The sequence below is a fragment of the Staphylococcus rostri genome (genome assembly GCF_002902145.1).
GTDB lineage: Bacteria > Bacillota > Bacilli > Staphylococcales > Staphylococcaceae > Staphylococcus > Staphylococcus rostri.
Map to the genome: position 1 here is coordinate 14146 of NZ_PPRF01000047.1, position 17168 is coordinate 31313.

16 protein-coding genes are annotated in these 17168 nt (G+C 40.3%); 8 read left to right on the plus strand and 8 right to left on the minus strand.

Translation table 11 applies throughout. The annotated features are described in order from the left end of the window. The first annotated feature begins 295 nt into the window (after positions 1-295). Positions 296-1039, plus strand: coding sequence for a cyclase family protein (locus CD122_RS07535; RefSeq protein WP_103358380.1), 744 nt, complete (start codon positions 296-298; stop codon positions 1037-1039). A 44-nt stretch (positions 1040-1083) separates the two neighbouring features. On the opposite strand, the gene CD122_RS07540 is transcribed toward CD122_RS07535, so the two are convergent. Beyond that, positions 1084-1959 carry a DMT family transporter gene (locus CD122_RS07540; RefSeq protein ID WP_103358423.1) on the minus strand — a complete coding sequence of 292 codons (876 nt, stop codon included), beginning with the start codon at positions 1957-1959 and terminating at the stop codon, positions 1084-1086. A 107-nt stretch (positions 1960-2066) separates the two neighbouring features. On the opposite strand from CD122_RS07540, the gene CD122_RS07545 reads away from it, so the two are divergent. Continuing rightward, the gene (locus CD122_RS07545) at positions 2067-3461 is read left to right on the plus strand and encodes an aminotransferase-like domain-containing protein (protein WP_103358381.1); all 1395 of its coding nucleotides are present in this window, start codon (positions 2067-2069) and stop codon (positions 3459-3461) included. 72 nt (positions 3462-3533) lie between these two features. Here the strand turns inward: CD122_RS07545 and CD122_RS11955 are convergent, their stop codons facing one another. The 7 genes from CD122_RS11955 to rpmH all read right to left on the minus strand — a co-directional run bounded on the left by CD122_RS11955 (position 3534) and on the right by rpmH (position 9513). Further along, positions 3534-3704, minus strand: a complete 171-nt coding sequence (locus CD122_RS11955; RefSeq protein WP_169926488.1) for a hypothetical protein — start codon at positions 3702-3704, stop codon at positions 3534-3536. 2 nt (positions 3705-3706) lie between these two features. Then, the gene (locus CD122_RS07550) at positions 3707-4561 is read right to left on the minus strand and encodes a ParB/RepB/Spo0J family partition protein (protein ID WP_103358382.1); all 855 of its coding nucleotides are present in this window, start codon (positions 4559-4561) and stop codon (positions 3707-3709) included. A gap of 33 nt (positions 4562-4594) precedes the next feature. Then, the gene (gene rsmG / locus CD122_RS07555; RefSeq protein WP_103358383.1) at positions 4595-5314 is read right to left on the minus strand and encodes a 16S rRNA (guanine(527)-N(7))-methyltransferase RsmG; all 720 of its coding nucleotides are present in this window, start codon (positions 5312-5314) and stop codon (positions 4595-4597) included. After that, positions 5315-7189 carry a tRNA uridine-5-carboxymethylaminomethyl(34) synthesis enzyme MnmG gene (gene mnmG / locus CD122_RS07560; protein WP_103358384.1) on the minus strand — a complete coding sequence of 625 codons (1875 nt, stop codon included), beginning with the start codon at positions 7187-7189 and terminating at the stop codon, positions 5315-5317. It abuts the gene before it with no gap. A gap of 17 nt (positions 7190-7206) precedes the next feature. Then, positions 7207-8589: a tRNA uridine-5-carboxymethylaminomethyl(34) synthesis GTPase MnmE gene (gene mnmE, locus CD122_RS07565; RefSeq protein WP_103358385.1), complete on the minus strand. Its 1383-nt coding sequence runs from the start codon at positions 8587-8589 to the stop codon at positions 7207-7209. A gap of 146 nt (positions 8590-8735) precedes the next feature. After that, a complete protein-coding gene (gene rnpA / locus CD122_RS07570) occupies positions 8736-9083 on the minus strand; it encodes a ribonuclease P protein component (RefSeq protein ID WP_103358386.1) in 348 nt (115 codons plus the stop codon). Positions 9084-9375: 292 nt separating this feature from the next. Then, positions 9376-9513, minus strand: a complete 138-nt coding sequence (rpmH, locus tag CD122_RS07575) for a 50S ribosomal protein L34 (RefSeq protein WP_000240855.1) — start codon at positions 9511-9513, stop codon at positions 9376-9378. Positions 9514-10111: 598 nt separating this feature from the next. On the opposite strand from rpmH, the gene dnaA reads away from it, so the two are divergent. The 6 genes from dnaA to gyrB all read left to right on the plus strand — a co-directional run bounded on the left by dnaA (position 10112) and on the right by gyrB (position 17145). Beyond that, positions 10112-11455 carry a chromosomal replication initiator protein DnaA gene (dnaA, locus tag CD122_RS07580; RefSeq protein WP_103358387.1) on the plus strand — a complete coding sequence of 448 codons (1344 nt, stop codon included), beginning with the start codon at positions 10112-10114 and terminating at the stop codon, positions 11453-11455. A gap of 172 nt (positions 11456-11627) precedes the next feature. Beyond that, complete coding sequence (gene dnaN / locus CD122_RS07585) at positions 11628-12761, plus strand: DNA polymerase III subunit beta (protein ID WP_103358388.1); 1134 nt, start codon at positions 11628-11630, stop codon at positions 12759-12761. Positions 12762-12909: 148 nt separating this feature from the next. Next, the gene (locus CD122_RS07590) at positions 12910-13599 is read left to right on the plus strand and encodes a DsbA family protein (RefSeq protein ID WP_103358389.1); all 690 of its coding nucleotides are present in this window, start codon (positions 12910-12912) and stop codon (positions 13597-13599) included. Positions 13600-13867: 268 nt separating this feature from the next. After that, on the plus strand, positions 13868-14089 hold the full coding sequence (yaaA, locus tag CD122_RS07595; RefSeq protein WP_103358390.1) for a S4 domain-containing protein YaaA: 222 nt from the start codon (positions 13868-13870) through the stop codon (positions 14087-14089). After that, positions 14086-15201 carry a DNA replication/repair protein RecF gene (gene recF, locus CD122_RS07600; protein ID WP_103358391.1) on the plus strand — a complete coding sequence of 372 codons (1116 nt, stop codon included), beginning with the start codon at positions 14086-14088 and terminating at the stop codon, positions 15199-15201. The genes yaaA and recF overlap by 4 nt, the downstream gene beginning before the upstream one ends. 12 nt (positions 15202-15213) lie before the next feature. Further along, entirely contained in the window at positions 15214-17145 is a 1932-nt protein-coding gene (gene gyrB / locus CD122_RS07605) for a DNA topoisomerase (ATP-hydrolyzing) subunit B (RefSeq protein WP_206167755.1), read from the plus strand. Positions 17146-17168: the final 23 nt, after the last annotated feature.

Genomic DNA, 17168 nt, shown 5'->3' on the forward strand with positions numbered 1-17168 from the left:
TTCTATCATGTGGCTGGGACACAATAAATTTAAGTACTGGGAAGCCGATAAACGGTGTACCAAAAGCAGGATTTTCGGCAGAACTGCCACGATTTCGTCAAAATCAAAAAGTAATTTTGCTCATCGTTCGGTTCTGCTCAAATCCTAAACGCTTTTGTCCCAACCTCCCTGGCAAGGCTGATTAGGTGTGGAAAAGCTGATTTCCACGCCTAGCAGCTACTACATATCAAAATTAAAAGGAATGCCCACATGCTTTATTGTCGCTAATGCACGCTGATTAAAGGAGGTTTTGCCTATGACACATCCACTTTGGACACAATTGCAAACATTAAAATCAACACGTTGGATCGACTTAACACATACCTTCAATGCGGACTCTCCCCATTTCTCAGCATTTGAAGGTGCCCAAATTGACACACCCTTTACCGTTGAGAAGGACGGCTTTTTCGTCCAACAATGGTCATTCGTAACACAGTATGGCACACACATTGATGCCCCCATCCACTTTGTTGCGAATCAACGTTACTTGCACGAACTCGAATTGCAAGAACTCGTCTTACCATTGATCGTCTTGGACTATTCGGCAGACGTCGCGAAGAACCCTGACTTCCGTCTGACACGTGACCATATCGAACAATGGGAAGCAACACACGGCGCAATTGAACCGGATACGTTTGTCGCGTTCCGTAGTGACTGGTCGAAACGTTGGCCAGATCACGAAGCATTCGAGAACAAAGATGCTGACGGTCAACAACACCTGCCTGGCTGGTCACTCGATGCCTTACAATATCTGCTGGAGGAACGACACGTGAAGGCAATCGGTCACGAAACTTTCGATACCGATGCCTCTGTCGATATCGCCAAACACGGAGATATCATTGGCGAACGCTATGTCCTAGGTCAAGACCGCTATCAAATCGAACTCTTGACCAACTTGGATCAGTTGCCGACACGTGGCGCGATCATTTTTAACATTGCGCCTAAACCGGACCATGCCCCCGGTTTCCCTGTTAGAAGTTTCGCCCTTGCCCCACGTTAAATCAAAAACTCAGGTACATTCCCTTCATGTACCTGGGTTTTTGCTTATTTGTCATGAAGTACTGTAATACCAACACCTATTAATGTCACAAGTCCACCGATAATTGCGAAGATAGTAGGAATTTCACCCAGCATTAAATAAGCGAATACAAGTGATACAACGGGTGTCAGGTAAAGTGAAATAGTCGCATCAGACACGCCCACTTTTTGAATCGTATATGCCAATGCAAGATAAGGAATGACTGTGGGTCCTATCGCTAAATAGAGCACTGCTAAAACCGTGTGCACATGCGCGGTTTGTAAGTCATGAAGACTGCCCGGTAGCCATACTAACATTGCTAATACACCAGCAAACATCGTATACACCGTTAGTGACATAAAACCGTACTTTTCGAGTAAAGGCTGCTGAAATGAAAAATAAATACTTTCGCCAAATGACGCGAGTAAAATCAGTATGATGCCTATAAGATATGCCTTTAACTGTTCGCTGTCTCCTAACGAAATCAGTGCAATCCCCGAAAATGCGATAATAGATCCTAACCAAGCAAATTTTGAAAAAGTGGCCTGTAAAAAAGTAGTTGCCAATAGTGCCGAGAAAATAGGCGTTGTTGATACAAGCAAACTCGCAATGCCAGCACTCACGTAGTATTCACCGATACTCAATGCTGTATGATAAACCGCAAAACCACAAATCCCTAATAACATAAGCAATGGTACATCTCGAATATCTGGCAGTGGCACTCTTTTGATAGCACCGATTAACAGCAATATGACGCTTGCGATAACCAATCGTAATGCTGATAAATGTGTCGCTTGAAAATCTTGTAATGCGAGTTTGATAAATGGAAAGGCGGACCCCCACAAAATAATGGTTACCGCAAAAGCCCCGTAGATAGATATGTAATCTTGACGCCTATTCATCAATACGACCACGCCCTTCATTTAGTATGTTCTCATCTTAATGAAGGTGTTCTATAATAAGTACAACCAATCAACTAGAAATTGACCCAACCATTTTCAAGGATGTGATGCGTATCAAATACAAGCAAATTGCGACATATATTCGCAACAAAATTATCAACGGGGATTGGTTTTACGGTATGAAAATCCCTTCCCATCGTCAATTAGCCAAGCAGTTCGATGTCAATAGAGTCACCATTATCAAAAGTATAGAGGTACTAGAAGCTGAGGGGTTTATTTATACGAAACAAGGAAGCGGTACATATGTCAACGATTATCTTAACGAGGACTTTATCGCGCAAAAATGGTCTGAAATGATGGACTGGTCATGGACTACAAGAAGTCACTACACGGTGCAGCTCATTAATAAATTAGAAACGGATTCAACGTACATTCATCTCAGCAAAGGAGAACTTGGCAAAGACTTGATTCCACATATCGCATTAAAGAACGCCATGACGAACGTATCCAACTATATCGGCGACCTATCATTCGGTTACAACAATGGCTATGGCTACACTAAGTTAAGAGCACTCATTGCCAAACGTTTACGTCAAAAGGGGATTTCTATTACAGAAAATCATATACTTATCACGTCAGGTGCATTACATGCCATTCAACTGTTAACAACGGGATTCTTGAGTCGTCATACGCTGATTTTTTCCAATACACCTTCCTACATCGACTCTACACATATTTTTGATACGCTCAACAACAAGCATATTCACATACCGTATCAAGACTTTCACAACTTCCAGAACATTGCTGATCGCATGCCGAGTCATCAAGATAAAGCGCTATATATCGAACCAACATTCAACAACCCAACAGGTCAATCTCTATCACAAGCAACGAAAGAAAGCATTCTCAAGTACAGTCAATTACACCATATGCCTATTATTGAAGATGACATTTATCAAGATATTTGGTTCGACCAACACCCCGGTCCATCGATGAAAGCCATGGATCAACACGGCAATGTGATTCATGTAAGTAGCTTTTCAAAATCCATTGCCCCCGCCCTACGCATCGGCTGGATTATCGCATCAGAAAAAGTGATTGAACAGTTAGCCGATATCCGTATGCAAAGTGATTACGGTTCAAGTATCCTATCTCAAATGGTCGTCTATGAAATGCTTCAAAGTGGAGATTATGACCATCATATACAAAAACTTCGGGTCGTCTTAAAAACTAAGCGTGACGCGATGTTGCAGCTTTTAGAGCAGCATTATACGGACATTGCGACATGGCAAGTACCACAAGGCGGTTTCTTTATTTGGTTAACCTTTACAAAAAACGTAGATATTAAACGCCTGTTCTCAAATTTGATTGATAAGGAAAAGATTCTCATCAATCCTGGCTTTATTTATGGTAGTACAGAAAACACGATACGTCTTTCTTACGCTTATGAAAGCATTGAAAACTTCACACTTGCATTAGAAAAAATGCGTCAATACTTGTAACAAAAAATAGGACGTGGTATTGAAATCTGATTTAAAAAGATTTCATTGTACCACGCCCTATTCTTACATTTATTAAGGTTTTGAGAAGTTCATCATATTGTGCAGTGCTTCATCAAAATTAAACTGTGTCGCTACTTTAACCTTTCCACCCATATCCCCTTTAAAAAATAAGACTTCCCGCAACTGTAAATTGATTAAAAAACGGGCAGCACGACCATTCATCAATGGGTACTGTCCGTTCATACTTACTTGCGATATAGTTTCACACGAATTTCATAATAATCATCGTGATCTTGTTCTTTTTGTTCAAACTTAATACCGTTCGCACGAATTTCTAATAAGCTATCCGCAATAATATCACGTGCTGCTGAAATATCATGTATGATGGCTTCTGAGACATCTTCATCCGTTTGGACAACATCATCAGTTTCCGATTCAACCGCTTCCTTCAACTTGTCTTCCGTCTGCTTCACATTCAATTGCTGTTTCACAATTGTTGCCAACATCTCTTCTTGACGTTCATCAGATAACCCGACGAGCGCGCGACCATGACGTTCTGTAATTTGATGGTCACGTATCGCTTGTAACACAGTCGGCGTCAGTTTCAGCAGACGTAGTTTATTCGCAATAAAACTTTGACTTTTCCCAACACTTTTAGCAAGTTCTGCCTGTGTAATGCCTTCAAACGCCAATAGCTTTTTATACGCCTCTGCTTCTTCAACCGCCGACAAGTTTTCACGTTGAATATTCTCAATCAACGCCACAACCGCCGTTTCTTCATCATCGAGATGGCGCACCAATACTTCCGCTTCCGTCATCTGATTCATCTTCAATGCGCGAAAACGACGCTCACCCGCGATAATTTCATACATATTTTCCTCAATGGGACGTACGACAATCGGCTGCAACAAGCCATGCTCTCGAATCGATTCAGCGAGTTCCTCGATACGTGCGCGATCAAATGTCTGACGCGGTTGATAGCGGTTCGGTACGATACGTTCCACACGAATCGTCTCAACACCTTGGCGTTCTGTTTCCGATACTTCTAATAGATCATCTTTATTTTTAAGTCCAAATAACTTAGAAAAGGGTTTTTTCATACGCATCTCTCACTTTCACAAATAGAGCTGTCACTATTCAACGAGCGGTGCTTTATTCGGTGTGCCTGGTTTTCGTGGATATTTCTTCGGTGTCTGACTGCGTTTCTGAATTTTAATGATTTGACGTTCACCTGCATCTTCCGGCAACGTAAACGCAATTACTTCTTCAACACGTCCGCCTAATACGCCAATCGCAAAACGCGCTTCATCCAATTCTTCCTGTCCTTTAGAAGACTTCAACGCCAAAAAGAGTCCGTGCTTCTTAACAAGCGGCAAACAAAGCTCACTCAATACGGATAATCTTGCAACCGCACGCGCTGTTACAATATCGAAAGACGCCCGGTAGTCTTCGTTCTTACCAAAAGTCTCCGCACGGTCATGTACAAAGCGCACGCCTTCTAATTCTAATGCGTCTGCCAATTGATTTAAGAATTGGATACGTTTATTCAATGAATCCACGATCGTTACATGTAAATGTGGGAAGACGATTTTCAATGGAATGCTTGGAAAACCTGCACCTGCACCGACATCACATACATGTAGTGGTTCACTCAAGTCACAATAAAAACTCGGCGTGATTGAGTCATAAAAATGCTTCAAATAAACTTCGTGTTTCTCAGTAATACTTGTCAGATTGATTTTGTCATTCCACGTTACAAGCATATCATAATACGTCTCAAATTGTTGTTTCTGCTTATCTGACAACGTAATACCATGCTCATCTAATTGTTTTGCTAACCATTCTACACTCATTTATTTCACCCTTTGTATTTTCCCTTGTTCTAAATAAACCAATAAAATCGAGATGTCCGCTGGGTTAACGCCTGAAATACGTGACGCTTGTGCAATGTTTAATGGTTTAACTTCTGCCAATTTTTCACGCGCTTCAGATGCTAAGCTATCAATTTTAGAATAATCCAGGTCCTCTGGAATTTTCTTTTGTTCCATGCGTTTTACTTTATCGACTTGTTGTAACGACTTATTGATATAACCTTCATATTTCGTTTGAATTTCGATTTGTTCTTCAACGTCTGATGGTAACACATGTGACTCTTCTAAGATTTCTAATACCGTCGCATACGTCATTTCCGGACGACGTAACAATTCATTCGCCAAGATACCATCTTTTAAGCGAGAACCGCCTTCACGTTCAATAATCTCTTGCACGCGTTCAGATGGCTTAATACGTAATCCTGCTAAACGGGCCAACTCATCCTTAATTTGTTCACGTTTCTCATTAAAGCGCGCATAGCGTTCTTCTGAGATTAAACCGAGTTCATAACCAATATCAGTCAGACGTAAATCTGCATTGTCATGTCTTAACAACAAGCGATATTCCGCACGAGACGTCAACAAACGATACGGTTCATTCGTCCCTTTCGTTACAAGGTCATCAATCAATACACCGATATAGGCGTCTGAACGACGTAAAATCTTTTCTTCCTTACCTAATACACGTCCAGCCGCATTAATTCCAGCCATTAAACCTTGACCTGCCGCTTCTTCATATCCAGATGTCCCGTTGATTTGCCCAGCTGTGTAAAGGTTCTTAATCTTTTTCGTTTCAAGTGTTGGCCATAATTGTGTTGGTACAATCGCGTCATACTCAATCGCATAACCTGCACGCATCATATCTGCTTTTTCAAGGCCTGGAATCGTTGCTAACATTTGGCGTTGCACCGCTTCAGGTAAACTTGTAGACAACCCTTGAACGTAGACTTCGTTCGTATTGCGTCCTTCTGGCTCTAAGAATAATTGATGACGTGGTTTGTCGTTAAAGCGCACAAATTTGTCTTCAATCGATGGACAATAACGTGGCCCAGTTCCTTTAATCATCCCTGAGTACATCGCTGATAAATGCAAGTTGTCATCAATAACTTTATGTGTTTCACCGTTTGTATATGTTAACCAACATGGCAACTGATCTAAAATATATTCTGTTGTTTCATAACTAAATGCACGACCAACATCATCACCCGGTTGAATTTCCGTCTTGCTGTAATCAATTGTTTTCGCATTTACACGTGGTGGCGTCCCTGTTTTAAAACGTACAACGTCAAAACCAATCTCTCTTAAATGATCCGCTAAAGTGATAGACGGCAATTGGTGGTTTGGACCGCTTGAGTACTTCAAGTTACCGAGGATGATTTCACCGCGTAAGAACGTTCCTGTCGTTAAAATAACCGCTTCTGCACGATATTCCGTTCCGACATTCGTGCGCACACCTTTCACGGCACCGTCTTCAATAATCAGTTCGTCTACCATACCTTGCATGACTTCAAGATTGTCTTCATCTTCTAGTACGCGCTTCATCTCTTGTTGATACAACACTTTATCTGCTTGAGCACGCAATGCACGAACTGCAGGCCCTTTCCCCGTATTTAACATACGCATTTGAATATGTGTTTTATCAATGGTTTTTGCCATTTGTCCACCAAGTGCGTCAATTTCGCGGACAACGATACCTTTCGCCGGTCCACCTACTGACGGGTTACATGGCATGAATGCAATATTGTCTAAATTTATCGTTAACATCAATGTACGTGCGCCACGACGTGCAGACGCTAATCCTGCTTCAACGCCCGAATGTCCTGCACCTACAACGATGACATCAAATGTTTTAATCATTCGTATTCCTCCACTTATTATTTTCCGAGACAGAACTGACTAAACAATTGATCAATCAACTCTTCACTCGCTGATTCACCGATAATCTCGCCTAGAAGTTCCCAAGTACGTGTTAAATCAATCTGTACCATATCCATAGGAACCCCTGCTTCTGCCGCTTCAATCGCATCTTGAATTGCTTGTTTTGCTTGTTTTAACAGTGAAATATGACGTGAGTTAGAGACATACGTCATATCTTGATTTTGTACCGTCCCATCGAAGAACAAGTCACGGATTTGTAATTCTAGCGCATCGATGCCTTGTTGCGTCTGCATCGACGTCTCAATCAATGGTTTATCCCCAATCATTTGTTGGACTTCATCTATATCAAGTCGACGGTCAAGGTCAGTCTTATTCACGATCACAATAACGTCTTCATTCTTAATTGCATCATATAGTTGACGGTCTTCTTGTGTTAACGCTTCGTTATTATTCAGTACGAACAAGATGAGATCCGCCTCTTGCAATGCTTTACGTGAACGTTCGACACCAATACGTTCAACAATATCTTCTGTTTCACGAATACCAGCTGTATCCACTAACTTCAACGGAACACCACGAACATTGACATACTCTTCTAGTACATCACGTGTCGTTCCAGCAACTTCTGTAACAATCGCCTTATTAGATTGGATAAGGTTATTCAGCATGGAAGACTTCCCTACGTTAGGTTTACCAACAATGACCGTTGATAGACCTTCTCGCATAATCTTCCCTTGCACACCCGTATCGAGTAACTGCTGGATTGCTTCCTTAATTTCTCTTGAACGCTCTAGTAAAAATTCCGTCGTTGCTTCTTCAACATCATCATACTCAGGATAATCAATATTCACCTCGACTTGTGCCAGCACTTCTAAAATAGACTGACGTTGTTGTTGAATCAATGTACTTAAACGTCCTTCGATTTGATTCATCGCTACTTTAGACGCGCGGTCCGTCTTAGATCTAATAAAGTCCATCACCGCTTCTGCTTGAGACAAGTCAATACGTCCATTTAAAAAGGCACGCTTCGTATATTCACCTGGCTCTGCCATACGCGCACCATGCGTCATCGTCAACTCTAGCACACGATTGATAGTTAAAATCCCACCGTGGCAATTAATTTCTACAATATCTTCTCTTGTAAATGTACGTGGCGCTCGTAATACGGACACCATTACTTCTTCGACAACATCACCCGTCTCAGGATCAATGATATGCCCATAGTTAATCGTATGCGTTGGCACCTGCTCAAGCTTCTGCTTTCCTTTATATAACTTATCTGCAATTGCGACCGCATCATGCCCAGACATACGCACAATACCAATCGCACCTTCACCCATAGGCGTTGATATACTCGTGATTGTATCTAACTGTTCCACGTTGACGTGCCTCCTTTGCTCAATTTGATTATGCCTTATTGTAAAATGTTTCAGCGCTAATTGCGACTATACTGTTCAAAGCGTAAGAATATCTCTACATTTTAGACTTCGGTTTGTCTGACGTCACACAAACCGAAGTCTAACCTCTACTTTATTCGCTTGTTGAAAACCTTAGCAATCTTCAAAACATGCTCTAAACTTTTTTGCACTTCACTCACCGACATATCCTTTGCTGGAAAACGTGCAATAACAATAATATCTTTCGCTAAAAAGTCTGCTTTATGCACTTTGAAGCATTCTCTAATACTTCTTTTAATTCGATTTCGCGTGACAGCATTTCCCAACTTTTTAGAAACACTAATCCCCAGTCGAAAATGATCCGCTTCCTGGCGATCATACGTATATACGACAAACTGACGATTCGCAACAGACTTGCCACGTCGATAAATCAGTTGAAAATCAGCATTCTTTTTGATTCGGTATGCTTTTTCCATTTCATATCACTCGTCTTTCTCATTTTAACGGGACTCCGACATCTTTTATTGAATGTGTGTTGGGAGTGGGACAGGAATCTCATTTTTCTAAAAGATTCCGTTGTCCCACCCCGGCAAGGCTGACTAAGCATATACATAAAATCTCAAGCCTAATTTGAATGTTTGTATTAATGTCTCAGCTCCTATAAATACTTCAACCTCACACATATAAAATAGATGTCCCCTCCCCTACTCAATAGGATGGTTATGCATTACTTTCGCAAAAAAAAGACCACTGAATAAGTCAGTGATCTTATGCTGATAAAACTTTGCGACCTTTACGACGACGACGCGCCAAAACTTTACGGCCATTTTTAGTGCTCATACGTTTTCTAAAACCATGAACTTTACTATGTTTACGTTTATTTGGTTGATAAGTACGTTTTACCATGCAAAACACCTCCGTCTCGATTCATACAATTATCTAATCCATCACTCTAGATAAGTTAATTTCGATTTCTACATTTAAAATAGAACTGTCTTTTAAATGAAATGTTTACATTTCAAGCAACTACTACAATATAACAAAATACAATTTGTAAATCAAGTACGATTTTCCATCTTCTTATTTTAAATAATGTAACAAGCATCACATACGCTTGAAAAAGAGGTTATACACAGCGCCTTTTTTCAATAAAATGGGATGATACAAATTATCCACTTATGCACAATCACTTCCGCAAAAGTTGTGGATAATTATTTCATGCACACATATTATCCAAAATACAACACACATATTCACACCCATTTGACAGTCAATCATGTTAAAAAGTATAATTGTGTGGATAAGTGGCAGAAGCCCTTATGTCCTCTAGTTTTAAACTTACCAATATTCTCCCAATTCTATGTGGATAACTATCTGTGTTACCTGTTTCATCCACAGTTTGTGATTAACTTGTGGATATTTGTTCACAGCCTGTGTTTATTTTTTAGAATTCATGGGGATATTGTGTATAACTAAAAATTTATTAAGGAAGATGGCGTTAAACATGACAGAACAAGAAACTTGGGACAATGTTCTGAAGTTGTTTCATGATGCTGTAACTGCTTCTTCTTTTAACACATGGTTCAAAGATACTAAGTTGCATTCCCTTACTGATGACAAAGTTGTCTTAGTTGCGGACAATGCCTTTGTCGCTGATTGGCTACTCGACAACTATAGAGATATGATTATCGAATTCATTGGCGCCGTTTCAGGGAAAACAATTAAAAAAGTAGAAGTGTTAACTGAAGATGATTTGGATGAACTCCAAGCAGATTTTTCAAAAGCAACTCAGAATGAAGTCAAAACCGCTGATCCCGTCATACAAGGGGAACAATTTAATACGAACAACACGTTTGATACATTTGTGATTGGACCAGGTAACCGATTTCCACATGCTGCAAGTCTGGCAGTCGCTGAATCACCAGCAAAAGCCTACAATCCGCTGTTTATCTACGGTGGCGTTGGACTCGGCAAAACACACTTGATGCATGCGATTGGACATTATGTTATGGAAAACAACAAAGATGCAAAAGTCCTTTACACCTCTACTGAAAAGTTCACAAATGAATTCATTCAGTCTATTCGTAACAATGATACAGAGGCGTTCCGTGCAAAGTATCGTAACATCGATATTTTACTGATTGACGACATTCAATTCATTCAGAAAAAGGAACAAACGCAAGAAGAATTTTTCCATACGTTCAATGATTTACACCAAAACAATAAGCAGATTGTCATCTCTAGTGACCGACCACCTAAAGAGATTGCGACACTAGAAGAACGTTTGAAATCCCGCTTCCAATGGGGACTTATCGTTGACATTACACCACCTGACTTTGAAACACGTATGGCAATTTTGCAGAAAAAAGCAGAAGAAGAAAACTTGGATATTCCGATTGAGTCACTGACATACATTGCAAACCAAATTCAGACAAACATCCGTGAATTGGAAGGTGCACTGACACGTGTTAATGCCTACTCAAATTTACAAGGTAAGCCGATTACAACAGAACTTACGGCAGCTGCACTTGAAGATATTATTCAAGTAACAAAATCTAAAAAAATTACCATTCAAGATATACAAAAAGTGGTCGGTGCTTACTATGGTATTCGCATTGAAGACTTTGCCGCGAAAAAGCGTACAAAATCTATTGCGTACCCACGTCAAATCGCAATGTACTTATCTCGTGAACTTACAGATTTTTCACTACCAAAAATTGGTGAAGAATTCGGTGGACGTGATCATACAACAGTCATCCATGCACATGACAAAATCAAAAAAGAAATTGAAAATGACCCGACTTTGAAGCAAGAAATTGCGAGTCTTGAAAAAGAGATCAGAAGTTAATTTGTGAAGAATGTGAAGAAGTTGTACACACAATACACAAGTTATCCACATGTGCACAACCTTTAAAACTCGATATTCATCCGAGTTATCCACTAATCCACAAGCCCTATTACGATTATTACGACTTTTAATAATAACTATAATATATAAACGACTGAAAGGAGTTTATAAAATGGAGTTCTCTATTAAACGTGACTACTTTATCACACAATTGAACGATACATTAAAGGCCATTTCGCCTAGAACAACTTTACCAATTTTGACAGGTATTAAAATCAATGCAACGAATGAAAGCATTGTGTTAACTGGGTCAGACTCAGAAATCTCAATCGAAATTACCATTCAAACTCAAGTAGATGGTGAAGAAATTGCAACAGTGACAGAACCAGGTTCAGTCGTATTACCAGGTCGTTTCTTCGTTGACATTATTAAAAAATTACCAGGTAAAGAAGTAAAATTGATCACAAACGAACAATTTCAAACATTGATTACATCTGGTCACTCTGAATTTAATTTAAGTGGACTAGATCCTGATCAATACCCTTTATTACCACAAATTTCTAGTGAAGATGCGCTACAATTACCAATCAAAGTGCTGAAAAACATCATCGCACAAACGAATTTCGCAGTGTCCACGTCAGAAACACGCCCGGTACTCACAGGTGTAAACTGGCTTATACAAGAAAATGAATTAATATGCACAGCAACCGATTCACACCGCTTGGCTGTAAGAAAGTTAAAACTTGAGGACGAAGATATTAGTGATAAAAATGTCATCATTCCAGGTAAAGCACTTGCTGAGTTAAACAAAATCATGACAGATAGTGAAGATCACATTGACATTTACTTTGCGGCAAACCAAGTATTATTCCGTGTTGGTCATGTAAACTTCATTTCTCGTTTGTTAGAAGGTCATTATCCGGATACATCTCGCTTATTCCCAGAGAATTATGAGATTAAGTTAGGTCTTGATAATAATGAGTTCTATCACGCGATTGATCGTGCTTCGTTATTAGCACGTGAAGGTGGTAACAATGTCATCAAATTAAGTACGGGTGAAGATCAAATTGAATTGTCATCAACATCTCCTGAAATCGGAACGGTAAAAGAAGAGATTACTGCCAATGATGTTGAAGGTGGCAACTTAAAAATATCTTTCAACTCGAAATACATGATGGATGCGTTGAAAGCCATCGACAATGATGAAGTTGAAGTGGCATTCTTTGGTACGATGAAACCATTTATCTTAAAGCCAAAAGATGACGACACAGTTACACAACTTATCTTGCCAATCAGAACATACTAGAAAATAAATTTATAGAGAAAGCTAAGGGACATTACCTTAGCTTTTTTCTATGCCGTAAAAAGCAATTATTTTCTTTCATACGTGTAGTGCTATACCTGGTCAAAATTTAGTATAATTAAATACATAACGAGTAACGGAGGAACGATATATGAAAACTAAAAAGACGCTTTTAATTGGCGTTGTCATTTGTTTATTTGCACTTGCTATTCTCGGTACACTGTCGTTCACAGCCAAGTCGAGTGACACGGTTGATGCACAGGCGTTGAACAAAGATACAGCATCACAACCACACCAAGGAAATAAAGAGAGCAGTGTCAAGGTAGTGTTATTTGGTGACTTTAAATGTCCATATTGCGGTAACTTTGAACGCGATATTTTGCCTAAAATTCAGAAAGACTATATCGATACGCAGAAAATAGAGTTGCGCTATGTCAACGTGTTATTACATGGCGAAGAGTCTAATTTGAGTGCCCGTGCATCTTTAGCGGTTAATCAATACGCACCAGAAGCATACTGGGATTTCCATCAAGCGTTATATCGTGCGCAACCTAAAGATAAAGAAGCGGTCTCTAAAGATAAATGGCTGACAGAAGACCTTGTAAAAAAAGAAATACAAGCATTGAACATTACATCTGAGCAAAAACAGCAAATTCTTAAAGCTTATAATCAACAGAAATTCCATAAACAAGCGAAACATGACCATCAACTGGCTAAGCAATATCAAGTACCTGAAGTGCCATCAGTATACGTTAATGGCGAACGTGTCAAAGATGTGACAGACTACAAGGTTGTGAAAGACGTCATTGATGAGGCACTTAAAGAGCAGCCGATGAAATAACTGTGTTGGTGCTGTAATGGAGATTTGAGTGATGCACATCGAATCTTTGTACTTTGTCAGAAATCTTGCTTTTAAGGTACTGATTATCAGCTTTTTCACGCGTAAATGAACGCTGTCTGAGTCCTTGTCATATCATGATAGCGGACAGTATCGTTTCACGTGGAACTTTTACGTGTTGAACATAAAATAATTACGCGTTTGGGCATGAAATTTCGCCGATAAAAAGGTATAATATACTAGGTGAGCAATTACGAATGGAGTGATAAATTTGGCTGAGGAAGTTATTGTCGACAGCGTGCTGACGTTAGGTCAGTTTTTGAATTATGAAGGCATCATTGAATCAGGTGGCCAAGCGAAATGGTTTTTACAAGAATATGAGGTGTTTTTGAACGGAGCGCATGAAACACGTCGTGGTAAAAAACTTGACGATGGCGATGTGGTTGAGATTCCTGAAGTAGGATCTTATGTCATAAAAATTGGTGCACAATGAAGTTAACAACACTCCAGTTGGAAAACTACCGGAACTATGAGCATGTGCTATTAGAATGCCATCCGGAAGTCAACATACTCATTGGAGAAAATGCACAAGGAAAAACCAACTTACTTGAGTCAATTTATACATTGGCCTTAGCTAAAAGTCACAGAACAACGAACGATAGAGAGCTTATTCGATTTGATGCAGAATATGCTAAAATAGAGGGTGAACTGAGCTTTAGATATGGCAGTATGCCACTTACGATGTTTATTACGAAAAAGGGCAAAAAAGCCAAGGTGAATCATTTAGAGCAGAGTCGTTTGACGCAATATATCGGACATTTGAATGTCGTCCTGTTTGCACCTGAAGACCTCAATATTGTGAAGGGCTCCCCTCAAGTGAGACGTCGTTTTATAGATATGGAGCTTGGACAGATTTCAAGTCTATATCTCAATGATTTATCCCAATATCAGCGCATACTTAAACAGCGCAATCATTATTTAAAACAACTGCAACTCAAACAACAAAAAGATACGACAATGCTAGAGGTACTGAACCAACAGTTTGCAACATATGCGGTTAAAGTGACGTTAAGACGCCAGCAGTTTATTGCGGAACTTGAGACACTTGCTGCGCCGATTCATTCGGGGATAACGAACGGTAAAGAGACGCTCACATTGCAATATTTACCAAGTATCAAGTTAGAAGACACCCCGCAGAATGAGGACGACTTAATCAACGAGGTATTTGAGACACTCCAAGCATCGTTGAAGAAAGAGATTGAGCGGGGTGTTAGCATGCAAGGACCCCATCGAGATGACTTAGGATTTAAAGTCAACGGGATGGATGCACAAACGTTCGGTTCTCAAGGACAACAACGTACAACAGCACTCTCAATCAAGCTGGCAGAAATTGAATTAATGCATCAAGAAGTGGGGGAATACCCCATTTTATTACTTGATGACGTATTAAGTGAATTAGACGATTCTCGACAGACACACTTGTTGAGTACGATACAGCATAAAGTACAGACATTTGTTACAACAACATCAGTGGACGGCATCGATCATGAAATTATGAAAGATGCAAAAGTGTATCGAATCGCAGAAGGAAATATTAAGAAATAGCAGAAAGTGAAGGTGGAAGCATTGACTGATGTGAACAACACAGAAAACTATGGTGCGAGTCAGATTCAGGTATTAGAGGGTCTTGAAGCGGTACGTAAACGCCCAGGGATGTATATCGGGTCGACTTCAGAACGCGGTCTGCATCATCTCGTATGGGAAATTGTAGATAACAGTATTGACGAGGCACTCGCAGGCTACGCAGACAAGATTGAAGTAGTCATCGAAAAAGACAATTGGATTAAAGTAACGGACAACGGGCGTGGTATCCCAGTCGATATTCAAGAGAAAATGGGGCGTCCGGCTGTTGAAGTTATTCTGACTGTACTCCACGCCGGTGGTAAATTCGGTGGCGGCGGTTATAAAGTTTCAGGTGGTTTGCATGGTGTAGGTTCATCTGTTGTAAACGCACTGAGTGAGACGCTTGAGGTGTATGTCCATCGTGATGGTCGTGTGCACCACCAATCTTATAAACGCGGCGTACCGGAATTTGATTTGAAACAAATTGATGATACAGATCAAACAGGAACAGTGATCCGCTTCAAAGCAGATGCTGATATTTTCCAAGAAACGACTGTATATGACTATGAAACATTACAAAAACGTATTCGAGAGTTAGCCTTCTTGAATAAAGGCATTGAGATTACATTACGAGACGAACGTGATGATGAAGCGCCACGTGAAGACACGTATTACTATGAGGGCGGTATTAAATCATACGTTGAGCTCATCAATGAGAAGAAAGAGCCAATCCATCCAGAACCTATCTACGTACATGAGCAACGCGACGATGTGGAAGTAGAAATCGCATTGCAATACAACAGTGGTTATGCGACGAATTTGCTGACATATGCGAACAACATTCATACGTATGAAGGTGGGACACACGAGGACGGCTTTAAACGGGCTCTGACACGCGTTCTTAATAGTTATGGGTTACAGTCCAAAATTATTAAAGAAGACAAGGAGCGCCTCTCTGGTGAAGATACACGCGAAGGTTTAACAGCGGTTATTTCTATCAAGCATGGTGATCCACAATTCGAAGGGCAAACGAAGACGAAGTTAGGTAACTCAGAAGTACGTCAAATTGTTGACCGTACATTCTCAGAGTTATTTGAACGCTTCTTGCTAGAAAACCCACAAGTTGGGCGTACGATTGTTGAAAAAGGAATTATGGCATCACGTGCACGTATTGCGGCGAAAAAAGCACGTGAAGTAACACGTCGTAAAACGGCTTTAGATATTTCAAGTCTACCTGGTAAACTTGCTGACTGTTCAAGTAAAGATCCATCCGAAAGTGAAATCTTTTTAGTAGAGGGTGACTCTGCCGGGGGGTCTACGAAATCAGGACGTGACTCACGTATCCAAGCGATTCTACCATTACGTGGGAAAATTTTGAACGTAGAAAAAGCACGTTTAGACAAGATTTTAAACAACAATGAAATCCGTCAAATGGTGACTGCATTCGGTACAGGCATTGGTGGCGAGTTTGATATTTCAAAAGCGAGATACCACAAGATTGTGATCATGACCGATGCGGATGTCGATGGTGCGCACATTCGTACGTTGCTATTAACATTCTTCTATCGCTTTATGCGTCCGTTGATTGAAGCGGGTTACGTGTATATTGCACAGCCGCCGTTGTACAAATTGACGCAAGGGAAACAAAAGCACTATGTCTTTAATGACCGTGAATTAGACAAGTTGAAAGAGACACTCAATCCGACGCCGAAATGGTCGATTGCGCGATATAAAGGTTTGGGTGAAATGAATGCAGATCAACTTTGGGAGACGACAATGAATCCAGAAAATCGTGCGATGTTGCAAGTCACACTTGATGATGCGATTGAAGCGGATCAGACGTTTGAGATGTTAATGGGCGATGTAGTAGAGAATCGTCGTCAGTTCATTGAAGATAACGCTGTATATGCCAACCTGGATTTCTAACATATACACTTGAAAAATGAGAA